This is a genomic window from Parabacteroides sp. An277, assembly GCF_002159645.1.
In the GTDB taxonomy this organism is placed as follows: Bacteria; Bacteroidota; Bacteroidia; order Bacteroidales; family Tannerellaceae; genus Parabacteroides.
Genome location: NZ_NFJB01000017.1, coordinates 59917 through 84537 on the forward strand (window position 1 = coordinate 59917; position 24621 = coordinate 84537).

Below are 24621 nucleotides of genomic sequence, written 5' to 3' on the forward strand. Positions count from 1 at the left end.
TACAAAAGTAACTATTTCCTTTGAATATTCTATTAAACTTCCTCCCAATATGTATCTGGACGATTCGGATCAAAGCATTCGTTGCACCAAATAAAAGTGACCAAATCTTCCGTTTCCGAAAGATTAATAATGTTATGTGTATACCCTGGTATCATCTCTATTACCTCCATCTTCTCACCGCTTACTTCAAAACGGATTACTTCATCCGTCCCGATTTTCCGGAGCTGAATCAATCCATGACCGCTTACCACCACAAACTTCTCGTTCTTCGTATGGTGCCAGTGTTGTCCCTTCGTGATTCCCGGCTTCGAAATATTCACGGAGAATTGTCCCCGGTCGGACGTACGGATGATTTCGGTAAAGCTTCCTCTATCATCCACATTCATCTTCAAGGGATAACAGAACTTCTCTTTCGGTAGATAAGACAAATAGGTCGAATAAAGCTTCTTCGTAAACGCATCGCCCAAATTCGGGACTTCCTCATTCTTAGGCATTTCTTTGAACGCATAAAGTAAATCCACGATTTCCCCTAACGTAATCGTATGAACCGTCGGAACCACGCAAAAATCACCTTCCCGATGTTCTTGTCCAGACAAAGCCGCAATCAGTTCATCCACTACATCATCAATATACACCAACTTCATCACCACCGAAGGGTCGTTTACCTGAATAGGCAAATCGTTCGCGATATTGTTACAGAAGGTTGCTACCGCACTGTTATAATTCGGACGGCACCATTTCCCGAACAGATTCGGGAATCGATACACCAACACTTTAGCTCCGGTTTCCTTGGCATACGCAAACAACAGGTTTTCACCAGCCCGCTTCGATTCCCCGTATGGATTATCCCATTCGGCTTGAATCGACGAAGAAATCATGACCGGACAAGTATTATTATATTTCCTCAATGTATCCAACAAAGTGGAAGCAAACCCGAAATTCCCTTTCATAAACTCAACCGGGTCTTTCGGACGGTTCACGCCTGCCAAATTAAAAACGAAATCAGCCTTTTTACAATAGGCATCCAATTCCGCTGGGTCATTATCCACATCGTATTCAAAGACTTCTATTTCTTCTCCCGAAATGGAATAATTCTTTGCTTTTCCCAACTGGATATTACGCAATTGGGACACCAAATTCTTCCCGACGAACCCTTTGGCGCCGGTTACTAATATGTTCATAAAAATAATTGTTGAATTAAAGAATCATAGCCAAAAGTTCGGATGGGCTTAGAATAGGCATATCTGCTCCTAAAAAATCTTTCTTGTTCCGCGTAATCAAATAATAAATCCGTACTTATCAGCTAAATAATGTTCTCTTTCCTTATCCCAATCCATAGCATTACCATCGATGTGTAAATGCCCAGCCAAAGACTTCACTTCCTTTGAAATAGGAAAATTCTTTATTTTTTCCTCTAAAGAAGGTTTGGAGACCCATTTCATCAAAAATGATTCTATAACAGCAGATAAATCCACACCTTGCTCTTTTGCATACAGAGATGCCCGCTGAAATACGCTTCTATTTATATGTAAAGCAATTTGTTCCATACGGCCTTTCACTTTTTTGCAAAAAAAGAAAGAAATCCTAATCTATCCAATCTTTTTGACAGAAATATCACTCACTTCGTATCTCCCGTGATTTCTCACGCTCAATCAATCCCAAGTCGGCCTGAATGAATCGTAGACGCATCAACTGTTCTTTCATGCCTTCTACATCCAACCGACGCGTGTTGTGGCTGTGATAGTCTTCTATACGAGACACATCCTCGTTGCCTTCCGTAAAGAACTTATCGTAGTTCAAATCGCGTGTGTCACAAGGAATCCGGTAATAGTTGCCCATATCGATAGCCCGTACCATCTCCTCGCGTGTAACCAACGTCTCATAGAGTTTCTCGCCATGCCGTGTTCCGATGACTTTCACTTCTGTTTCACCATACTTCGGATCCACTTTCGCATAGATTTCTTTCAAAGCTGTCGCCAATGTCTCCAACGTAGCAGCCGGAGCCTTCTGCACAAACAAATCACCATTATGACCATGCGTGAAAGCATAAACCACCAAATCGACCGCATCATCCAACGTCATCATAAAGCGTGTCATATTCGGATCGGTAATCGTAATCGGTTTCCCATCCATCATCTGCTCCACCCAAAGCGGAATCACCGACCCCCGACTTGCCATCACATTCCCATAGCGCGTGCAACAGATGGTAGTCTGTGCCCCTTCGCCCAGTTCGCGTCCTTTCGCAATCGCTACTTTCTCCATCAACGCTTTCGAGATGCCCATCGCATTGATCGGGTAAGCTGCCTTGTCGGTAGAAAGAACCACGACGTTCTTCACCCCATGTTCGATAGCCGAAAGCAACACATTCTCCGTGCCCAACACATTGGTACGTGTCGCCTCCATCGGGAAGAACTCACAACTCGGTACCTGCTTTAAAGCTGCTGCAGAAAACACATAGTCCACACCCCGCATCGCCACATCCACCGATGTCTTGTTTCGCACATTCCCAATATAAAACTTCACCTTCGGACTTTGAAGCGCATGACGCATATCATCCTGCTTCTTCTCATCCCGGCTAAAAATCCGAATCTCTTTGATATCGGAATTGAGGAAACGCCGCAACACCGCATTTCCGAATGAACCTGTTCCTCCTGTGATTAGGAGGACTTTGTCTTTGAAGATTGACATAATTTATTTCGATAAAATTTGATTATACAAATCTACATACTCCTGAAACCGTTCTTCTTTATTGAAATATTGAACAGCCCGGTCCCTACAAGCTTTTGAATAGGCATCTTTTCCTTTTTGGCAAATCTTTTCAATCGCTTTAATCAATCCTTGTATATCTCCTTGTTCCACTACCAAACCCGTCTCGGAAGAGATGGCTTCCGGGCTACCACCAGTTCGGTATGTAATTACAGGTGTTCCACAAGCTAAAGCCTCTAAATTGGTAGTAGGGAAATTGTCTTCCCATGTCGGATTTACAAATGTTAAAGCTGAAACATACAGATCTCTCAATTGTTTTACATTTTCTGTCCGTTGAATACCTATTATTCCATTGGGTAATTCTGCAATTTGTCGTGAATTTAATCCTACCAATACGATTGAATAAGATGTAGGTAAAATTTTTCGAAGTTGAATAAAATCTTGTAATCCTTTTCGTTTTTCCCAAACATTGGCTACTCCTAATACAAAATTAGAATTAGGAATAGAATATTTATTCAATATGGAATTAGACATTGGCATAGGATGAAAAATGGCCGTGTCTACACCATTATAGATACGTTGCGAATAGCATTTTTTCAGAAAAGACTGATGTACTAAATTCTCTAACCAATCCGAAACAGGAACCAATGTCAGATTGGATATTGAAGTGAAATGCTTTTTTCGCAACAGATAATTGGTATTACTATTGTCTAATCCCAAAGAGGTCGGATACTCTTTTTTATTCATGCATTGTTTGCATTGCCATTTCCATTTCTCACAGTTGATATAAGAGAAATAAGCACAATGCCCCGTAAACGGCCAGCAATCATGCAACGTCCACACTACCGGAATATTCGTTTTAGATAGATATTCAAACAAAATCGGATAGTTCAAATAATACCCATGAATATTATGCTGATGGATAATATCTGGTTTTATCTCTTCAATCTGTTGAATCAATCTTTTAGTCGCCTGCTTAGATACCAATCCATGCCTATCAAACAATCGGGTTTGCAATACATGATTCCATATATCCCATTTATTCCCAATCTTTATCAATTCAGATCGACCTGGATTCGCATAACGGCCGTACGCAATGTAACTTTTCCATCCGGCCTTTATCGCAGCTTGTCCGATACCTTCGGCTATGCGACCAGTGGATCCCGTATTGGCTACGGAGTTTATTTGGAGGAGGGTAGGCATTAAGCCGCCCTCCTTTCTTCTATTCCTAAATTAAACGGAAGATTTACCCCCCCCTGTTTAATATTATTTAACTTATCAACGAAAGGATAGTTGTTCAGTACGGGCAACAGAACTGTTTCCAACATTTTTGAAAATTCATATTTTTGGAGATATAAATTCCTCCCTTTTTTCCCCATAGAAGCAACTAATACATTGTCGTACTTTTCTAATACCTGCCAAGTCGCATCATAATCATAATTTACAACAAAGCCAATACCGGCATTTCTTACTAAATCGGCTGCTAAAATCCCTTTGTTTACAATGACAGGAATAGATAGCATCATGGCATCGTATAATTTATTTGAAGCCGCTAATTTATTAATCTCAATAGATGGATCGTATAATGAAAAGATACCTCTGCAAGAACCGATTATTTTAAACAAATCCGGCTGTGGCATAAAATGGTGGTATTCGATATTAGGAATCCCCATATATTTCTTTTCGGTTTCTTTATTTATAAATTCTCCCACTACAATGAATTTTATCAGCGGATTTTTTTCTGCAAAATGTAATATGCTTTTTAAGCCTCGTGTATCATTTAACCATCCTGTAACAGCAAAACAGTTGTTGTATGAGTCCTTTTCTTGTTTGTTTTTTATGTAATCAAAAGGCGAATTATAGATAATAATATAATTGTTTGAATCAATATCTGATACCCTATTTTCGTCAACATGAATATAAAAACAAGAGGCTTTTCGAATTTTTTTATCAAAGAAACGGATGCAAGTTTTAACCCATGAAGGGAATTTGTGACTTATGGCTAGTTCATCCCAAATATCATATACATAATGAATCGGTCTGAACTTAGAAATGCACCATAAAACAAAAGCTGATTCAAAATTGATAGCAAATAAAATTTTATTATTCAATCCTTTTTTGAAGATCAGGACAAAGAATAGTTTTGTAATGAACCAGATATATAATAAAGGTAATACCCGAGTGCCTTCTCCTCCTCCTGTAATTAGGAATTTAATAGATGAAAATTTATTGTCTGTATAAATTTTGTTAGGATATCTATTCCATCCTATAAATTCTAATGTGTAATTATGCTGACAAAGAAATTGAGCAAATTTCTGTAAGCGAACGACATCTACCGAACTTGGAAAAATAAATAAAATAGTGCGTTTCATTATTCGTGATTATCATTAAATACGTACTCTAGAGCATCGATAACTCCATTTGCCATTATTTTGGGAGTCGCATTTTCTTGGTAATAGGCATATGCGTTTTTCCCCATCTCTAAATATTTGTTTTTATGTATAGTAACATCGCTTATGATGTCCACCAAATCTTCATATTTATCATACAAAATTCCATTTATGCCATCCTGTATATTTAGTATTTCTCCTCCTGTTATAGCATTTCTCCTAGTAATAAAAGGTACTCCGTATCCCATGCTTTTTAAAACAGATAATCCTGCTTGATTGGGCGATACACAAATAAGAGCTTCGGAAAACAGATCTCTTAATACGTTTTCATCCGTAATTCTTCCCAATAAATGGATATGTTTAGATAGTTGATTCGTATCAACTATGTTTTTTATATTCTGATATTCAGCACCGTCTCCAACAATAATCAAAGTAGGAATATTTTCATTACCAGTTTGAAGAACTTCTATATACGCATTAATCAATTCATATACATTCTTTTCTTTATACAGAGTTCCTACAAATAAGACAGAGTTTTTATTTTTCATTTGATTCTTATCTATAGGTAAAACCTCTACTGTATTATGTGCGATAAAGACTTTGTCTGTGTTAATGCCGTTACTTCTATAAAAATCAATAGCTTCACGCATGTAAAAAATAATGGCATCACATTTGGCATTAATTAAATAGAAAACTTTATCAAGGAATGTTTGTTTTCTCTGCAAATCATATTTGCGTGTATAAGACGCTCTAATACCTATAGACCAAGTTAATAGCTTGTATTTATGAGGTATAAATGGTAGTGAAACATACATTAAATAATGCATGTCCGGTGCAATAATAACCGCATCATATTGTTTACATAATGTATAGAATGAAAGCGTATGCAATGTTAAAGATGAGATTTTATACGATTTCAGTTTTGATTTTTTGAAATAACATTCATGCTTGGATTCATCTTTGACATCGTATGCTACTGTTAAATCATACTTTTCACTAATCAAATTATATATAGGTACTCGATAATTTGATAGAGTACCCACTAATAAGAGGACTTTATTTTTCTCACTATCTACTATTTGCATAACTCTTACTAAAGTGTTTGTGATTTGAGACTATTTATTCGTTTTAAATATGCCACTATAACACTACGATTTGACAGGAATACAAAAACAATCAAACTACTATAACATAAAATTAAACGAACACTACTTGATACTAATTTAACTTCTAAAACACAATTTATCCATTTAAAAAATATCCCTAAAATGATAATCTCACCTATAACCAAGATAATACTTTTATAATTCAACAGCTTAAACAATGATTCATGTATAATCATTGAACTTACATACATAAGATACAAATTCGTAGCTAAAGTAACCATCACTGTTGCAATAGCTGGCCCAACAATTCCTAAACATAAAAATAAAAGATAGTTCAATATAACATTTGCAGTAAAAGCACAAATAGATATATACATCAATCGTTTCGTATTACCAGAAGCGCTTAATATCAAGGAAACATTGGCTATTCTTAATAAATCAACAAAAAGATAAATAATAAAAATATTCAATGCGTCCAAATATTTCACATCATACAAAAAAAGCATCGCTTCTTTTGCAAATATAATTGTACCTGATACCAAGATTAGAGTCGTAAGTATTCCCAAATTAAGATAATCACCGTATATTTTTTGAACGACCTTAAATTTTCTATTAGCTATATTCTGAGTTATATGAGGTAATAATACTGTTGCCAAAGACACTGTCAAAAGATCAAATGGCAGAACACGACTTGCATTAGTATATAAAGCCAATTGTTCAGTATCCGTCATATTTCCTATCATTAACTTATCGATATCACGCATTAATGCGTTTAGAATCACATAGCTTGCCATTGGTAAGCTGTATTTCAATATAGGTTTTATGTATTTTCTGTTTACATTTTTAATATCAATCTTTAATCCACTTCTACTAATCCCCATTTTAAAATATAACACTTGTCCAATATCACAAATCAATGTAAGAATTATAATCGTTTTTACATCGTGAGTTACATAACAAGCACAAACAAAAATACATAATCTTAATATTGAAATAATCAAGTTTCGTATCACGATTACTCGAATTCTACCAATAGATATATATAAGACTTGTAGCATTGCTAATAAATTAGCACACAACGGCATCAGTGCTATCCATAAAAAGAATGAATATAATTGCTCATTACCAAAATATGATTCTAATATATCCTGAAAAACAATAATACCTATTCCACATAAAGAACCCACAACATATTGGATACAAAAAATTGTTGATATATAACTGTTTCTATCATCCGCCTTATATTGATTAAAATAATAATTAGTGGCATCGGTTAACCCCAAAATCGAAAATGAAGTAATAGTTGTCACAATTAAAATAGCCTGACTATATGTTCCATAATCTTGTAATGAAAATTCTACAGAGAGTATTTTTATACATATTATAGAAAGAAACATGGTTACAACTCTTACAAAAGCTAGAGCAAAGGAATCCACCATTACTCCATTTTTATTCCAAAGACATATCTTCATAAAAAAAGCAATTTATACATTCCATACATTCCATAAGCCCAAAATTGTCTATTCAATTTAAAGAATGATCTTTCAATACAAAAGTTTTATCTATACAATTATACAATAGATAAGGGAAAATGATTCCATTCCAAAAGAATCTTTTGTTTTGTGCATCAATAAAAAAACTTTGAAGCATTGGTGATACAAATAAAAGCAATGCCAGAACATTCCCTTGCCGAATGATTTTTATTACTGTTCCAAATATAAAGATCAGAAAAAAAGTATATCCTATAATTCCTAATGCAACTAACATTGTAATAAAAGTAGAATGAGCCGGAGCAGAACCTAATCCAAGTCCAAAAAGAATATTACTATTCAACCATTCATTTAAAGCAGTAGACCATCTAACTTCTCTACCTGTTGAATCCATAAAAGCTAACTCACCTTTTCCCATAATTCGGTCATAAACACTATCTGAAAGAAATACTGGCAACAACAAATAAATAACAAATAGAATTAAAATAGCAACAATTGTAATTTTGACTTTACTATGTAACGGCTTATCTTTTTGTCCATACCAAAATAATATTGATGTTAAAAAAAGAAGAATAATAATACCCGAACGAGATCCTGTATTAAATATGACATATACACTTAATAATGTAAGCACATAATTGATAATTCTCATACGTTTCAAAAAAAGAGCATAATAGATACTTATTGAAAAGCATACAGAATAAAGAGTTAATAGATTATTAGGATCTGGAGCCAATCCAAAAAGATATACAACATTTCTTGTTTCGTTATCTTCAGTGATTGGGCGAGAAAAAAACAGTCCAAGTATAACCAAAGATGCACTGACCAACAGATAAAAATCTAATATTCTTATTATTTGTTTGCTTGATAGTTGATATTGCCCCAAAAGTAAAGTCAATAATGCCATTAATGCCATTGTATAAATGGATATTGAAGCCTCCTCTATATCTTGACTCCATATTGTAGACACAAATGAGTATACTATCCATGCCAACATGGAGGCAAATATCACATCAACTTTTAATGAACGCATTTTTACAAGCAGATAGCACAAATAAATAATAATATAGAACCGAGATACCGGACCTATGATTGCACTTATCCACATTTCATATATTGACAAAAAAATATATATCGCAAATATTATAAAATGAGACCAACTTATTGTTCCAAGTACTCGGGACATCACTTTTGTATTTTATTCAAAAACTCAACAATATTCTTTTGAGCATCAAATTGGGCATGCCAAATCTTAAATGAATTTTTTCGATAAGTATCTTTCTGCTCTTGAGATAATCTATAAAACAACAGAATTTTATCGTATATCATTTGAGAAGTACAATCACCAGGTAATAAAAAACCATTTTCGTCTCTCACAATTTCCCTTGTCCCACCTACATCTGTTGCTAAAATAGGAATTCCATAAGACGCTGCTTCCATAATCGAAACAGGTAATCCTTCTGCCTCGCTCACATTAATAAATAAATCAATAGGATTTTCTGCATAATATCTTTTTACATCTTCATTTTTCAATTTTCCCTTCAAATTTACTTGGACTAACGAATTAATAGATTTCAATTCTTCTACTTGTTTGATAGTTTTCTCCATTAACGGACCACCACCTAAATGTGTCCATTTGATTGGACATTCTTTCCAAAATTTCAAAGATCCAATCAATTTGTCAATCCGTTTTATCGGCACAAGACCGGAACAAGAACAGATATTAAAAATTTCATCGGAAGTAATATTTAATCTATTATCCTCTTTCGTTGATCCCAAATAGCTTAAATAGAACTTTCTTTTTACTTCTTGATTAATATTTCCAAGCTCATTCATATAGATAAGACGCATTCTATCTGCAATGAAATAGATTCCATCTAAATAAATATGTTTGGATTTATTATAAGAATATCTAACATATTTTCCTCTTTGAGGATCAACTTCAAATGAATGGGCAAAAGAAGCTGTTTTTATACTCGGATGTTTACGTTTCATTTTTGATGCCGCATACGCTTCAGAAGAGAACCACGTAGCTAACAATACGATATCAGAATCTGATTTGTTACACTGCTTCAATATTCTTTCTGCCATCCATATTAATTTCATAGAACAAAATTGATATGTAATACAATGCTTCAGAAGACCTTTTAAATCTAATCCATTTTTTATGCCTCGTTTAATGATTTCGTATGTTTCTCCATCAAATAACATTAAGAACAATTTACAAAAAGTCATCCAACGAAGTAATCTTGTTGACTGAATGACATGAACATTATCAAACCTCACCGTATCCCGATTGTCTATCTTCAATCTTGGAGTAATATAATAAACATCCTCATATATATCCTTTGCATACTTTATTACAGTCTGCATAAAGGGAGGAATTTCGCGTTGATAATTTAAGATTATAAGCGTTTTCATATTCTGTTCACTAATTGTTTATATTTAGAAGCCAATTTATCAGCTTCTATTTTTACATCATAACCAGCTTGTTGTATCGTAATAAAAGCATCTTCCCTATTTGTATGTAAGGAATATACATTTTCTATCGCTTTCAACCATTCATCCTCATTCCATGTGTGGCATTTTATTATATTGTTGTTTATAAGAGCATCATCAGGTATAGCCGAAGAAACAACACATGGTAAACCAGACGCTTGCGCTTCTATCGCACTAAGTCCTAAACCTTCGAAAAGAGATGGCATAATAAACAAATCACAAGCATTCAATATTTCATTTACATTTGTTACATTGCCTAATAATCGGACACAATTAGTTAATCCCTTTTCTTCTATTATCTTTGTTAATTGTCCCTTGATCTGCCCATCTCCACATAATAAAAAGAAACTATCTGGATATTTAGCATGAAATTTTTGAAAGAGATGGATTGAAAAAGTTTGATTTTTATTCGAAGACAAAGAACCGACTTGTACCCAAACTATTTTCCCTTCAAGATTCATTTCTTTGCGTAAAATATTCCGTGTATCCTCATTATATGCATATAAATTGAGATTAATAGCATTGTTAATAACAAAGCACCTATTTGAATTTGCATATTTACCAAACAACCATTGAGCAGCCTCCATACTACATCCCCAATAGTCTGTTGCATAATAAGGCAATATCCATTGAAGTAATTTTCTCATCACTTTTCGAGACAAAGAAGAAGCCTTTATATTACTATGACTATGACTGATTCTAATTTTAGTACCTTGTATCTTTGCTGCTAATAATGCATATACATTACTAAAATTCTGATGGGAATGTATGATTTTTATTTCGGGATGTTGATTCAATAAGTGATAAATATCTTTCATAAATCGAATTTTCGATTTGTTTAAAGAGGTTATATGAAAAATTCTACACCCTATACTTTCCAAATATTTATCATATATTTCTTCATGATCTACTTGGACTGCTATGTTTAACCGAATGCCATTCCGCATTAAATAAGGGGCATAATTAACAATAAAAGTCTGGACACCACCTATATGCATCCCGGTTGTTATGTATAATACGTCTAACATATTTACGGCTATGATAATTTATTAGTTTTTCCATCTCCTATATTTTAAATAAATCACCCTCTTCCTTACATAATTATACTGCTTTATAAAAGATAAGATAAAAAGGAAAATGCATAAAAAATCTATACAAATAAGCAAATAAACATCTTTAATTCCCCATTTAAACCAAATAGATAGAAGAAAGTAAAAGAATAAAATTAAAAATAGCGAAGCAACTGTTCGATAAGTATTACATACTTCCAATAATACATTGACTTTTGCATCTTTCAACTCAGCACATATCATCAAATCATAATTATATTTTTTAATACACTTCATCCATTTTAGAATATCTTCTATCAATAAAGAACCTACTCGACTAAGTATCATACCAATAAAGTAACTTAACAACAAAAAATATCCAATAGAGAGTTCCTGTATTTCGGAAAAATGAGTATATCCTACAATACACCCAGATACAAAAATATAAAACCATTATTATTCCAAAAACTTCACAATCCTTCCACAAGCCAAACCATCCCCATACGGATTAACCGCCATACTCATCTTCTCGTATGCTGCCTCATCATCCAAGAGGATAGAGACTTCATAAATAATCTTATTATAATCAGTCCCGACCAATTTTACCGTTCCTGCTTCCAGGGCTTCCGGACGTTCAGTCGTATCACGCATCACCAATACCGGTTTGCCTAATCCGGGAGCTTCTTCCTGGATTCCTCCGCTATCCGTCAAGACAATATTCGATTTCTCCATCAGATAGACAAAACTCAGGTATTCGAGCGGTTCGATGAAGAACATATTGCCTAAGTTCGACAGGTCTTCGCCAAACACTTCATGAATCGGTCTACGGACATTCGGATTCAGGTGCATCGGATAGACAAAATCCACATCCGGATATTGTTGAGTCAAATCTTTAATCGCAGTACAAATATGGATAAATCCCTCTCCGAAGTTCTCCCGGCGATGACCGGTAATCAGCACCAGTTTCTTTCCCTCTTTCAAGCGGTTCACATCATAGCCACAAGCGTTTAATGTCTGTTCCAATTCGGCATCCAACGCCGCATCCCGTTTGATTTTACTTACGACTTGACGCAAGGCATCAATCACCGTATTTCCCGTAACCAAGATGGAATCCGGATTGACATTTTCACGTAATAAATTCTGCTTACTCAATAAAGTAGGTGCAAAATTATAGGTAGCAATCCGTCCCGTTATCTGGCGGTTCATCTCTTCAGGCCATGGACTATAGATATTATGCGTACGCAATCCGGCTTCTACGTGTCCGACCGGAATCTGTTGATAAAAAGCAGCCAGTGCAGCCGCTGTACTGGTTGTGGTATCGCCATGCACCAACACTACATCCGGATGTGCCTCTTTCAATACATCGCGCATTCCTAACAATACACGAGCCGTCACATCATACAAATCCTGTCCCTGCTTCATGATGTTCAAATCACAATCCGGCGTGATATCAAAAATCTTCAGGACCTGGTCTAACATTTCCCGATGCTGGCCGGTAACACATACCAAGGTTTGAAACACATCGGGGTGCTTCTGGAACTCTTTCACCAGCGGAGCCATCTTGATAGCTTCTGGACGAGTCCCGAATACGAGCATTATTTTTTTCATGTGAATTAAAAATTGAAAGTTGGTAAGTTAAACACGGAAACGCAGAGACACAGAGTTTATTTTAATTCTTTGAGATTCTGTGTCTCTGTGACTCTGTGTTAAAGTATCTCTTACTTTTTATAAATTCCGCAGAAATCCAAGATGATTTTATCGGTTGTATAAGGCAATGTCTTGAACGGATCGTGCGCTACCAGCATCACTACAATATCCGCTTTTTCATACGCCTCTTTATAATCCGTCAGTTTGAATACATTGTGTTCCTTCACATTCGGCTCTACCACCAAGATATTGGCGTTGTTACAGCTCTGCATGACTTTCGTCACAATATATTTGGCCGGAGATTCGCGCAAATCGTCAATATTCGGTTTGAAAGCCAAGCCCATCATGGCGACACAAGGTTTCCGATGGTGTTCCAATTCAAACCTTAGCATCGCATTCTGTACCTTTTCGGCACACCAGAAAGATTTGTAATTGTTGATTTCACGCGCTTTGGCAATCAATTGCGATTCTACCGGAAAATCTGCTGTAATAAAATAAGGATCGACCGCAATGCAATGGCCACCTACACCGCAACCCGGTTGCAGGATATTCACACGCGGATGTTTATTTGCCAGATTGATCAATTCCCATACGTTGATACCCGCTTTATCACAAATCAAAGACAATTCATTCGCAAAAGCAATTTGTACGTCACGGCTTGAGTTTTCCGTCAATTTGCACATCTCCGCCGTTTTGCAATTGGTGCGGTGTAATGTTCCCTGTACAAACTGGCTATAAAACTCGATGGCTTTTGTGGTAGAAGCTTCATTCATACCGCCAATTACCCGGTCGTTGTGTACCAATTCATAAATCACATTTCCCGGCAATACGCGTTCCGGACAATACGCAATATAAATCTTGTCTTTCAGTTCCGGACGTTCCGCAAAAATCAAATCCTTCATTTTATCCGTTGTACCTACCGGTGAAGTCGATTCAATTACATACAAATCACCCTCTTTCAAATAAGGAATGACCGCCCGTGTAGCGGATTCCACATAGGAAATATCCGGCTCATGATTTCCTTTGAACGGAGTCGGCACCACCATAAAATAGGCATCGCACACCTCCGGTTTGATGGAAGCTTTCAACGCTCCGGACTTTACCACTTCCTGAAGCATCTCTTCCATACCCGGTTCGATAATGTGCAAACGACCTTGATTCGTCATTTCCACTACATGCGGATTAATATCCACACCGGTTACTTGAACGCCATGTTTGGCGGCAATAATAGCGGTTGGGAGACCAATGTATCCCAATCCCATGAAACATGCTTTCATATTATTAATAATGATTTTTTTGAATGCGAATAAGAATGGACTTCTCCTAAGTCTGTATAATTGTAGATATACCTTTCCCTCCCGCAGGTTCACTTCATCCACCTACGGTTGAGTATGATTTGACCTCTCCGAGGTCTTTTATAAGTCACTTTGAAAAATCTTTTTGCTCTCTTTTTTAATATAATAATGTTATTCTTTTGTCTTGATACAAAAGAATCAAAAAATCAAGAAATCTCGGATAACTCGCTACGCTCAAACAGCCGAGATTTCGGATTATCAAAACCCATCGTTTTCTTGAAGATAACCCTTCATCTCTATCAAGGCAACTTCTAAAGGAAGCAAATCTTCTTTAATGGTAGAAAAAACTATATCGGCATCTATTTTAAAATAATGATGTGCTATCACATCCCGTAACTTCATAATATCACGCCAAGGTATTGACGGAAACAAAGGGAATAAGTTTCCTTTCGATAAACGGTCTATCGTCTTGACACTTTCGCCTATAAATATCAATTTCATACAAACTCCATCCAGGACAAACATATTATCCGGACTTAATAAGAAATCGTTTGCTGATTCAATATGTGTTGTACGTGTCTGTATTACACCTATGGAATCAAGCATTCCATCTATTAATTCAAGTATTCGATATACGCTATCTTCATACATAAATCATATCCCTCTTTATGCTCTTCTCCAGATAAGAACCTTCCAACTGTTTTCTCATCCGAAGCAAATCAACAGTGCAACCCAACAAATCTTCCAATTCTGATTTCAAACTGCATAACGTGAAAAGGCTCATTGAATTGCTTTCAAAGCAAATATCTATATCGCTTCCCTCTGTTTGTTCATGCCGAGCCACGGAACCAAACAATGCCAAACGAACAATTTGATATTTATTCATCAAATGATTCTTCTGTTTACGAAGTATTTGCAAATATTCTTCCGTTGATTTCATAATCGAATCTTATTTTCTACAAAGGTAATCATTCTATTCTTTTGTCTTGATACAAAAGAACCAAAAAATCAAGAAATCTCGGATAACTCGCTACGCTCAGACAGCCGAGATTTCGGGTTTACGCCCAATCAACTTTCAGCAAGTAAAGCGTCCAATTTTTTCATTAATTCCTTCGTGGGATCCAACAGTGCTTTTGCATCCTCTTCCGTAAAATCAAAAAAATCATTATAATCACCCGTTATTCGATTTTGCAACAAACGAGAATACAAACGCCCTTCAGCTTTATCCAACTTGCCTGTAGTAACAAAGTGTAAACCTAATTGCGCCACTACACCATTATGGGTTTGAGTAGATATCTTATTTTTCACCAATAATGCAGATGCCATATAAAAAGCAGCATAATAAAGACGTTGTATTGCCAAATTCCAATGCGCTGTTTGAATCATCTCTTCAGCTTCCTGCAATGTGGCATACGCTTTTTGTCTACGATAAAAAACAATTGCTTCTATGTCTTCTGGACTCATGCTCATACCAATTCTACACCGTCTTTCATTACATTATGGTAAAAAGGAGAAAAGCTGTATTTCATCCAATCCTTTAATGTATACATCACCGGATTAATACAAGCCTTCATCTTCCATCCCAGTTCACGCAACGGATAAGATATCTCATCATAATCTGTAGCGTCTAACTTCTGTTTATCCAACAAGATAAGAATATCCCAATCGGAATCCTCTTTGGCTTCTCCCCGCGCCTGAGAACCAAACAAAATCGCTTTTCCATTCTGAGGCAATACTTGCTTCAAAACTGTTTTTATAGATTGCAATATGACATTCTTTCCAAGCATACGTGAACTTTTCTACAAAGGTAATCATTCTATTCTTTTGTCTGGATACAAAAGAACCAAAAAATCAAGAAAGCTCGGATAACTCGCTATGCTCAGACAGCCGAGATTTCGGGTTCATTTTACCATAGGATAAAGCGTTCTAAACATTCGTAATGTTCCTTTATTGGGGTCTGGCAATTCGCAAGCAGAGAAATTACACTTATCATAAAAGCCTACCGCACTATATTCATCTGCATTTAAAGCTTCTACAGTAAGGAACTGACAACCTGCCAATTCTTGCTCTTGCGCCCTTTGAACAATCGACTCTATTATAATTCGTCCTAATCCATTATATCTCATGTTCTTTGTTACTGCTAAATAAGCTATTTCCAAAGCGGGATAATGAGATTTATTCAAAAAGACATCTTTATAATTATCTGTTAATTGCGGAATGCCAGCATTCGAAACGCCACTTAGCATTTCACTTTTATCGTCTACATCTAAATCCAAAGAATCAAAACTTAATGCAAACAACGCCAAAATCTCTGCATCTTTCCTATTCTCCCTTACGATATAAGCATTGCAATAATGGTTTTGTATGCTCAAATCAAGTCCATCTTGAATGAAAGCATCCATCGAAGAAATACCACATTGAAAATCTTTCAAAATCGATGTATCTTTCAAATTTTCAAAAATATATTCTCTTGGAATCATTTCCAAACAACAGATACTTTTTTCGTAATTCGATGGTTCTCACGAATTTCTTTGCAGTCTTGCTCGCTCAATTGTCCCGTCTGAATGCGATGGACTTTATCCCTTATCTTTTGAGCAAATCCATCTTTTACAAGTGTCCGTTTTGTATTAATTCCCAACATAATGCTTTCCTTATTCTATTTCTTACTACAAAGGTAAGTATTCTATTCTTTTGTCTGGATACAAAAGAACCAAAAAATCAAGAAATCTCGGATAACTCGCTGCGCTCAAACAGCCGAGATTTCGGGTTTCCTTTAGTTATCCAAATATATTTTTTTCAACCGTCCATAAATATCTTTCAATACAGATATTTTGGAAATCAACTCGTTTAATATATTTACAATATCATTCTCGCACAATGGATAATCGTGGGCTATTTCATTTCGAAGCTCACGTATATACACCCATTCTTCTGCACTATTAATCAATTGATAACGTTCCAAACGATTTAAAATATCACGCATAGGAACAGAAGATATATCCTCATCCAAATATTCCAAAATATAGCGGAAGAATTTGGCGCCCATTGCATCTTGAAGTTTGGAAAAGCGGAAAATGAATTGGTCAATACAACGAACCTCTTCTTCATCCAAATTCGCATACCTTTCTACTGAAAGGGGCAGCACTGAAGATAAACGTGCCAATGCCTCTTCTATGCGCTGTATATGCCGGTCGCCTATTTCAAACTCACGACTTAACCGCTCTGCTATTTCTTGGTGTTTCGTCGTCATGCCAATCGTATGCCTGTTGCTAATGCTTCGTTGACGACCCAAGATTCTTCATGGTCGCCTATTACGTCGATTTTCTGGTCGCCCAACACATATTTTAAGCGGGCAATCATGCGGATGCGGGCTAACACGCCTTTCTTCTCGGACGATGTACGTACCAAGAGATCGATATCGCCGCCCCGTTTGGTATCGTCTGTACGAGAACCGAACAAATACACGCGTACACTTTCGCCATAGATTTCTTTGGCTACCCGAATGATTTGCTCTATTTCATGTTTCGTCAATCGCATCCTTGAGTTTGTTTCAGTGACAAAGATAAAGCTTTTCTTCTTTTGTCTTGATACAAAAGAACCAAAAAATTAAGAAAGCTCGGATAACTCGCTGCGCTCAGACAGCCGAGATTTCGGATGTTTTCCACATCATAGCAAGTTTTATCACACCATCATAGTTAAAAATTCATGAGGTGTATACACTGGGATATTGGAAGATTGATAGTCTTTCTTATTACGGGTTACAATACAATCTGCATCCACCGAAATAGCGGATTTATATTGTGTTGCATCTTCATAATCATTCCAATCACAGGATAATGCCCATGTCACTACATCTTCTGTCAATCCTGTTATTTCTGTAAAAGAAGCAATACTCAATAAACTACGTTTCACCTCTTGCATAGGAAAACGATACTTACGACTAATGTATATTGTATTCACGAATGATAGCGCAGACAAAACCAATTGTATTTTACCAGCATACCCCAAACTGAAAAGAGATTGTGCATCCGAAAGAAATTCTCCTCGGCTACAAACCAAATCTATCAATATATTCGTTCGGCATAAGCTTTCATAGTTCAATACTTTTCATCCAACAAAGCACAAATGCCTTTCTCGTCCGAAGGTACCGGTATTTCGCCCTGTACCGACAACGTCTTTACAAATTTTTGAGCTTCCAACAAGTTATCCGTATGAACTGAATCATGTTGTTCTTTCAGAGATTCATCCAAACGGATAGCTAACCATTGCCGCACTTCCCGTTTCAAAGGTTTCAGCAAAGTCCAAAAAGCATCTGCTGTTCTTTGATCATTTAGGCTTATCGCTGTATCCATCATATTCTTGCATTTATTACTGATAACGATTCTTTTGTTACAAAAGTAACAATTCTACTTCTGTTTTCCAAATGCAGATAAAGCTTTTCTTCTTTTGTCTGGATACAAAAGAACCAAAAAATCAAGAAAGCTCGGATAACTCGCTACGCTCAAACAGCCGAGATTTCGGGTCCTTTCATTTTACCTTATTTCCTTTTCTTCCCTTATCTTTCCTTTCCATACTACCATATTATGGTCGCTATAAGGCAAATCGGGTGAATAACATTCGGTTCCTCGGAATTCCTTCGAATGAAGAATATAGTCGATGCGCCAAAGTCTTTTCAACTGGCGAAAGGTGTATTGATAACCGTTTCCGACTTCGATGAAACCATCGACCAGGTTGCCTTTGATACGACGGTATGTATAGGAAGCAGGTGTATCGTTGAAATCGCCGCAGACTATTACTGGATAGGGAGATTTTTCTATCTCATCTCGAATCCTATCAGCTTGCTTCGCCCTTCGTTGGAAATTATCTTTTAAAGAAACCAATAACTGATTCATCGCTTCGATTCTCGACTTTTCGTGTATCGGATTTTGGATGGAATCGCGATACAAATTCACGCTCGTGGTCTGCAGGTGGTTATTCAAAAGGCGGATAATCTTGCCTTCTACCTCAATATCGGCTATTAACGTAACGGCCGGAATCGTATCATAATAAATTGGTTCTACTTTTTGAATAGGATAACGGCTGAATATCGATACACTGGAATAACCCGCTTCTGTACTCATATAGCGATATTTCCAATCGGAGAAATATTTCTGTATCGTATCTTCGGAGATAAACTCCGGAACCGGCCCCTCTTGCGTACAGAAAATATCCGCATCCAATCCATCTATATAAGCCATAGCCTCTGGTAAATAACTCTTTCCATTATAGAAATTATGCGTATTATAGATCACTACCGTAAGTGGAATACCTTCTGCTTCATTCGTTTTTCCTTTGGGGAATTGATAAATCGCATGAAGGTTTCCCACATGCAATAAGAAACCCGTCAGAGAAAGCCATGTCCATTTCCGAGGTTTTAAACAACAAGCTATGCCCGCACATGCCAAATTCAATAACGCAACAGGCAAGAATATCAAACTGCATAAAGAAATCCACCCCGAAACGAAACGGCTGGTATAAGACAAAACGGATAGAATAAAGAGACATCCGCAAGCTATCCGGAATAAACCTATTCCGTTTTTATGATTTCTCACTGCATTATCTCTTTCATTTCGCGTGTAGCCTTCTGCAGATTCCCATTATATTGCTTCTTCAACAAGGATTTCAGCATTTTTTCCTTTGTCTCTAAAAAGGCAGGTACCTTTGTTTTCGATAAAACAACGCGTGCGTACACGCAACAGGGCTTTTGAACCTCAGGAGTCAACATCTGTCGAACCGTATTCGCCAATTGTTCTAATGAACTTGCATAATCACCTCCTTTCAATTCAATTAAATACAAAGTATCGGTATCCGTATAAATGGCATAATCACATTTCCTATTGCCTACTTGAGAAGAATCAAATAATCCATTATCTACCCGATATACGGTCAGGAACAATCGGTTTGAATTATCTGCAATATATTTACGGCTTTCACCTTTATCTTTCAAACTCACTATCTTGCGCTGATCGGCACTTACAATATAACGCTTCTCTGCATATTTATCTGTAATTTTCATGAGCTACGTCTATATCCAATAATTGTTCATATTGTTCATTCAAAGCTACAGATATGCCATCTATACGTTCCGCTTCAATTTGCTGCAATTCGTCATTCATTATCGATTCAATGCAACCATTGTCCATCGTATAAGCCATTGTCTGTTCGGAAGACAACCAATACATGGCTGGAATAATTTCCGCCACTTCGTTCCTTTGCCTATACCCGACTTGCCCTGCATACAAAAGGTTATTCAACGCAGATAAGATATAAGGACTGTGCGTAGTTACTATCAATCTATTACCTGGCAAATCATTCGCTAAACGAACCAATTCTTGCAATAAATTGCGTTGGGATACAGGATACAAATTCAATTCCGGTTCTTCCACTATATTTATAAAATGAGAATAGCGAAAACGGGATGACAAATTCTCCAACGCAGCCTTCTGTACCTCATCCGTCAATTTAGGATTTTTCATAATCTCATCTACTGCCTTTTGTATTTTAGCCAATATGGCAGGTTCTATACCCGGACGAGATAAATCTCTTGTTACTACCTCTTCCAAATAATTACTTACTACAAAAAGAGGAACTAAAGATTGAAAACCACTGGCAGATTCCGACAATCGCGTATGAAAAGAAGGACCATTTATCCAACTAATCTTATTTAATCGGTCGTAAGTAAACCTTACTTCATCCACAGGTAATACCAAATCATTTTTCACCTGCGTACAAGCTTCTTCATATTCTTCCCAAAACGTCCGAAGTGATTCTGGGAAAAATTTTGCCATACCCGACTTTTCCATAATGCCAATCACATTCCGTTCAGCCGGTATGTACAAAATCTTTGGTAAATCAAAATATTCTATATCTTTCTTTTCTACCTGGAATGCATCGTTTTCAAATAGGAAACGATAATATTCACCTTCGTATGCTATTTCCGTTTCAGCTCGAAAATAAGAAGAGATACGATGATAAGCACAATAATAGTTCTTAAAACGATTTTTACGAATCAAATCGCTACTCCTAACCTCGCCTCTTACCAATGCCTTTTCCAGCCAAGAAAATTCAGAAATAAGCTTAGCCAAAGAGCTTTTCCCGCTGCCTTGCGCTCCTACTAAAAAGGTAAATTTAGGAATGTCTATAAAACGTCCTCCTGTACCTTTTTGTATTGGACCGAATTCCCGTATATTTATTTTACAACTATTTACCATTATCACTTTCCTTTTATACTACAAAGGAAATCATTTTTGGGGAAACGTGCAAACTTTATATATTACTTTGCCTCCTCCGAATCCGCTTATCAAATCCCATATTAAGACCCGTCCAAACCACAATATCCAGTACGAAAAGGAGGGTCAGGTTTAATACATGGATCAATAACACATTCGAAAGGACAAACAAACCGGACATCAAAAGGATCAACACCATGCTCCGCCGGTGCGAAAAACCCATGGCCAAGAATTTATGATGGATGTGGTTCCTATCGGGTTGGAACAAAGGCTTATGATTCCGAAAACGGAACAACACGACGCGAATCACATCTAAAGCCGGTACCAACAACGGGGCAAAAGCCGTTACGACACTACGCGGCGTTTGGTATGTCTCGTGTTCGTACATCGCACAACTAATCACCAAAAATGAAAGTAGATAGCCTAAGGTAAGGCTTCCTGTATCCCCCATGAATATCTTCCGGCAGTTCTCTGCCCGACCGAATACATTATAATAAAAGAAAGGAAGCAAGACACCGACCGCAAGCAAGGCTAATAAAGCCAACGCCTCAACCCGATGAAACCAGAAAAACAGACCTACCGTCAGGAAGGCTACCATGCAAAGGCCGGAAGCCAGGCCGTCTATCCCGTCTATCAAATTGATGGCGTTGGTAATAAACACAACGAATACAATTGTCAGCGGTATGCCTATCCAAGGGGGTATCGCCCCAATCCCGAACAGACCGTATAGGTTATTGAGCCATAATCCTCCTAATGGAAAGAAACTTGCCACGAGGAACTGGATTAGAAATTTCTTCCGATAGCGGACTCCTATCAAATCGTCCGTAATCCCCACCAGATAAAGCAGTATCATACCGCAAAACAAGAGGCTGAACTGCGTGTACATCTCCGGACGCGGCATCTTTTCGTCCCACCAACTGGGGAATAGAGTAATCATCGCCTCATAAAAAGTAAAGCAGAAGAAGATAACCGGATAAAAAGAAATACCGCCCAAGCGGGGAATCGCCCCGACATGGTCTTTTCGTCCGTCCGGTACATCAAACAACCGTTTACGAAAGGCTATCACCAAAATATGGGGTATCAACAAAGCCGATAAACCGATAGCGATTACAAAAAACAAAATCAGTAAAAAAGACATCTTCTCTCTTTGGCTATGTGGTTATTACTAATTAATAATCAGCGTCATATATAATATTACTTTTTATCTTACCTACAAAGCAAAGCTTCCGTCAGTCCCAGTGTTTACTTTCCCCTGACGTTTCTTTTTTTGTACTTCTCTTCGTAAGAGAGGTACATTTTTTCTACTTCTTTCTTTCTCAAAAGAATAAGGATTGGAGAAATTAAACCGTCTCTACCTAAGAAAACTTTCTTTCTTGCCGGTCTATTCTCTAAAAGTCGTCGATATTTTTATATCTTTAAGTTGAAGATATACAAATATCGTCGATGTTTTCACAAATATCGACGATACGTAAAGATATTATACCTTGTATAAAACTTATTCAAAAACGTTTTCCCGCTTTTCTGTTGCTTAAACCAGAAAATGAGGCTTTTTCATCTTAAAAACAAGGCTTGTATCTCTCTTACGAAGAGATTTTCAGAATTTTCCTTGCTACATTCATATTTTTACGTACCTTTGTGCACAGAAAATGTACCTCTCTTACGAAGAGAAGGACATTCTTACTTCCTCATAAAGATTTCAAAATCATTTTATTGGCTTTATCTACGGAAGCATTATCCAACGAGGCGAGATAGATTTGGGTGGTTGTCTCCGAATCGTGCCCCATACATTCACTAATCACCGAAAGAGGGACATGTTTGCTCCGGGCGATACTGGCCCAGGCATGGCGAGCCACATACATCGTCAACGGTTTGAGCAACCCAAGCCCTTTCCCCAACGCTTTCAGATGCCGATTGATGCGATGCGCCTCCGTAAGGTACTGGCGTCGCTCCTTTTCGCCCCAATTCCGGATGATAGACAATAAATAAGGAGAATCCGCTTGCGAATAGCGGTCTACAATCTCCTGCATACAAGGTTCCCAATGGATGAACAATTGCTGACCGGTCTTCTTTCGCCGATAAGCCAAACAACCATTCCGCAAGTCCGACTTCTTCAAGAAAGCCATATCGACAAACGACATGCCCCGCGTATAGAAACTAAAAAGAAACATATCGCGGGCATAGCAAGAGGCCGAACCAGGCAAAAGCTCCAAATCCCTCAGTCTACGCACTACCGGCAAAGAAACCGCCCGCTTGAGCGTCTTTTCGTTTCCCGTATACACCTGTTTGAAAGGCGAACGCGAAGCCATCAACTCCTTCTCGACCGCCCGATTATAGACCGCCCGCAAGATACGCATATAAAAAGAAATCGTATTAAAAGAGACACCCCGCTTCTGCAACCACGCCTCGTAGGCAAGCATCAAATGCGCATCCACTTCGTCCAACAACACATCCCGATACGAACGGAAAGCCGAAAAGCTATTCAAAGCAGAAGCATACGCCTCGCTCGTACGCGGTTTATCTAATTGAACCAACTCGGCCACGACACGCCGCATCCACGCACAAAAGAAAAGATTACCCTGCCGACCCGTATAGACTTCGAACAAATCGTTCGGGGTATATTCCTTTTGCTGTTCGTCTAAGAAAGCAATACACCGTTTCCACTTACGGACATCTTCTGCAATCCATTCCTGAATCAACGTAACCTGCGCCCGTCTTCCTTCGTCTGTCGACACCAACAACACCTGCGCACAAGCCGGATTCCACTCTTCCGGGAAAAGTTCATACGAAGTCGGAACCCGCTTTACACGCCGATTACACACCAATTTGTAATAAATCAAACCCTTCTCGGCACCTTGTACCGGGAATTTAAACTTAACTTTGATTGAGGTCATACCCTTATCCATTATTTTAGTAAAACATAAAAACTACAGAGTATAACCATCGAAACGAAATCTCAGCTAAACTGTTTTTCTCAGAAATCGCCTTCCGCCATTTGGGCTAGCGTGAAAAGAATCTAAAAATAAAGTTTTTTCTTCGTTCTTTTTCCTTGATGAAAAAGAACCAAAAAATCAAGGCTTACACTCCAGCGGCTACAAATTCGCGGCGCGGAGCGGAAATCTCGGAAAACTCGCTTCGCTCAAACAACCGAGATTTCTTTTCGCTCCGCTTGGA

Annotated in this window: 27 protein-coding genes; all 27 read right to left on the bottom strand. The window is 37.3% G+C overall.

What is annotated here, in order from left to right; translation table 11 throughout:
- Window positions 1–32: 32 nt before the first annotated feature.
- Window positions 33–1181 (bottom strand): capsular polysaccharide biosynthesis protein CapF, encoded by a 1149-nt coding sequence (locus tag B5F77_RS08590; protein WP_087329822.1) that lies wholly within the window; start codon window positions 1179–1181, stop codon window positions 33–35.
- Window positions 1182–1277: 96 nt separating this feature from the next.
- Window positions 1278–1547: a DUF6364 family protein gene (locus tag B5F77_RS08595; protein WP_087329824.1), complete on the bottom strand. Its 270-nt coding sequence runs from the start codon at window positions 1545–1547 to the stop codon at window positions 1278–1280.
- Window positions 1548–1614: 67 nt separating this feature from the next.
- Entirely contained in the window at window positions 1615–2688 is a 1074-nt protein-coding gene (locus B5F77_RS08600) for a polysaccharide biosynthesis protein (protein ID WP_087329826.1), read from the bottom strand.
- A gap of 3 nt (window positions 2689–2691) precedes the next feature.
- The gene (locus B5F77_RS08605; RefSeq protein ID WP_087329827.1) at window positions 2692–3909 is read right to left on the bottom strand and encodes a glycosyltransferase; all 1218 of its coding nucleotides are present in this window, start codon (window positions 3907–3909) and stop codon (window positions 2692–2694) included.
- Entirely contained in the window at window positions 3909–5078 is a 1170-nt protein-coding gene (locus tag B5F77_RS08610) for a hypothetical protein (protein WP_087329830.1), read from the bottom strand. Before B5F77_RS08610 ends, B5F77_RS08605 begins: the two co-directional genes overlap by 1 nt.
- Window positions 5078–6181, bottom strand: a complete 1104-nt coding sequence (locus B5F77_RS08615) for a glycosyltransferase family 4 protein (protein ID WP_087329832.1) — start codon at window positions 6179–6181, stop codon at window positions 5078–5080. The genes B5F77_RS08610 and B5F77_RS08615 overlap by 1 nt, the downstream gene beginning before the upstream one ends.
- 8 nt (window positions 6182–6189) lie before the next feature.
- A complete protein-coding gene (locus tag B5F77_RS08620) occupies window positions 6190–7674 on the bottom strand; it encodes an oligosaccharide flippase family protein (RefSeq protein ID WP_087329834.1) in 1485 nt (494 codons plus the stop codon).
- Between the two features lie 52 nt (window positions 7675–7726).
- Window positions 7727–8608 (bottom strand): O-antigen ligase family protein, encoded by an 882-nt coding sequence (locus B5F77_RS08625; RefSeq protein ID WP_162607974.1) that lies wholly within the window; start codon window positions 8606–8608, stop codon window positions 7727–7729.
- Window positions 8609–8877: 269 nt separating this feature from the next.
- Window positions 8878–10113 (bottom strand): glycosyltransferase, encoded by a 1236-nt coding sequence (locus B5F77_RS08630; protein ID WP_087329838.1) that lies wholly within the window; start codon window positions 10111–10113, stop codon window positions 8878–8880.
- A complete protein-coding gene (locus tag B5F77_RS08635) occupies window positions 10110–11219 on the bottom strand; it encodes a glycosyltransferase (RefSeq protein ID WP_087329841.1) in 1110 nt (369 codons plus the stop codon). Before B5F77_RS08635 ends, B5F77_RS08630 begins: the two co-directional genes overlap by 4 nt.
- 477 nt (window positions 11220–11696) lie before the next feature.
- Window positions 11697–12848, bottom strand: a complete 1152-nt coding sequence (wecB, locus tag B5F77_RS08645) for a UDP-N-acetylglucosamine 2-epimerase (non-hydrolyzing) (RefSeq protein WP_087329845.1) — start codon at window positions 12846–12848, stop codon at window positions 11697–11699.
- Window positions 12849–12958: 110 nt separating this feature from the next.
- Window positions 12959–14164 carry a UDP-N-acetyl-D-mannosamine dehydrogenase gene (gene wecC / locus B5F77_RS08650; RefSeq protein WP_087329847.1) on the bottom strand — a complete coding sequence of 402 codons (1206 nt, stop codon included), beginning with the start codon at window positions 14162–14164 and terminating at the stop codon, window positions 12959–12961.
- A 276-nt stretch (window positions 14165–14440) separates the two neighbouring features.
- Entirely contained in the window at window positions 14441–14833 is a 393-nt protein-coding gene (locus tag B5F77_RS08655; RefSeq protein WP_239445906.1) for a HepT-like ribonuclease domain-containing protein, read from the bottom strand.
- Window positions 14826–15122, bottom strand: a complete 297-nt coding sequence (locus B5F77_RS08660; RefSeq protein WP_087329849.1) for a nucleotidyltransferase family protein — start codon at window positions 15120–15122, stop codon at window positions 14826–14828. Before B5F77_RS08660 ends, B5F77_RS08655 begins: the two co-directional genes overlap by 8 nt.
- Window positions 15123–15250: 128 nt before the next feature.
- Entirely contained in the window at window positions 15251–15646 is a 396-nt protein-coding gene (locus B5F77_RS08665; protein WP_162607975.1) for a HEPN domain-containing protein, read from the bottom strand.
- A 2-nt stretch (window positions 15647–15648) separates the two neighbouring features.
- Window positions 15649–15969 carry a nucleotidyltransferase domain-containing protein gene (locus tag B5F77_RS08670; protein WP_087329853.1) on the bottom strand — a complete coding sequence of 107 codons (321 nt, stop codon included), beginning with the start codon at window positions 15967–15969 and terminating at the stop codon, window positions 15649–15651.
- Window positions 15970–16083: 114 nt separating this feature from the next.
- Window positions 16084–16662 (bottom strand): GNAT family N-acetyltransferase, encoded by a 579-nt coding sequence (locus B5F77_RS08675; RefSeq protein WP_087329855.1) that lies wholly within the window; start codon window positions 16660–16662, stop codon window positions 16084–16086.
- On the bottom strand, window positions 16659–16823 hold the full coding sequence (locus tag B5F77_RS15720; RefSeq protein ID WP_162607976.1) for a hypothetical protein: 165 nt from the start codon (window positions 16821–16823) through the stop codon (window positions 16659–16661). Before B5F77_RS15720 ends, B5F77_RS08675 begins: the two co-directional genes overlap by 4 nt.
- A gap of 132 nt (window positions 16824–16955) precedes the next feature.
- Window positions 16956–17432, bottom strand: a complete 477-nt coding sequence (locus B5F77_RS08680) for a toxin-antitoxin system antitoxin subunit (protein WP_087329857.1) — start codon at window positions 17430–17432, stop codon at window positions 16956–16958.
- Entirely contained in the window at window positions 17429–17719 is a 291-nt protein-coding gene (locus B5F77_RS08685) for a nucleotidyltransferase domain-containing protein (RefSeq protein ID WP_087329859.1), read from the bottom strand. Before B5F77_RS08685 ends, B5F77_RS08680 begins: the two co-directional genes overlap by 4 nt.
- A gap of 144 nt (window positions 17720–17863) precedes the next feature.
- Window positions 17864–18283 carry a PIN domain-containing protein gene (locus B5F77_RS08690; RefSeq protein WP_087329861.1) on the bottom strand — a complete coding sequence of 140 codons (420 nt, stop codon included), beginning with the start codon at window positions 18281–18283 and terminating at the stop codon, window positions 17864–17866.
- Entirely contained in the window at window positions 18280–18537 is a 258-nt protein-coding gene (locus B5F77_RS08695; protein WP_087329862.1) for a hypothetical protein, read from the bottom strand. The genes B5F77_RS08690 and B5F77_RS08695 overlap by 4 nt, the downstream gene beginning before the upstream one ends.
- A gap of 177 nt (window positions 18538–18714) precedes the next feature.
- Window positions 18715–19773, bottom strand: coding sequence for an endonuclease/exonuclease/phosphatase family protein (locus B5F77_RS08700; RefSeq protein WP_140392852.1), 1059 nt, complete (start codon window positions 19771–19773; stop codon window positions 18715–18717).
- Complete coding sequence (locus tag B5F77_RS08705) at window positions 19770–20237, bottom strand: hypothetical protein (protein WP_087329866.1); 468 nt, start codon at window positions 20235–20237, stop codon at window positions 19770–19772. The genes B5F77_RS08700 and B5F77_RS08705 overlap by 4 nt, the downstream gene beginning before the upstream one ends.
- Window positions 20221–21432, bottom strand: coding sequence for an AAA family ATPase (locus B5F77_RS08710; protein WP_087329868.1), 1212 nt, complete (start codon window positions 21430–21432; stop codon window positions 20221–20223). The genes B5F77_RS08705 and B5F77_RS08710 overlap by 17 nt, the downstream gene beginning before the upstream one ends.
- A 55-nt stretch (window positions 21433–21487) precedes the next feature.
- Window positions 21488–22588: an MraY family glycosyltransferase gene (locus tag B5F77_RS08715; protein ID WP_087329870.1), complete on the bottom strand. Its 1101-nt coding sequence runs from the start codon at window positions 22586–22588 to the stop codon at window positions 21488–21490.
- A 547-nt stretch (window positions 22589–23135) separates the two neighbouring features.
- The gene (locus tag B5F77_RS08720; protein ID WP_087329878.1) at window positions 23136–24341 is read right to left on the bottom strand and encodes a site-specific integrase; all 1206 of its coding nucleotides are present in this window, start codon (window positions 24339–24341) and stop codon (window positions 23136–23138) included.
- Between the last annotated feature and the right edge of the window lie 280 nt (window positions 24342–24621).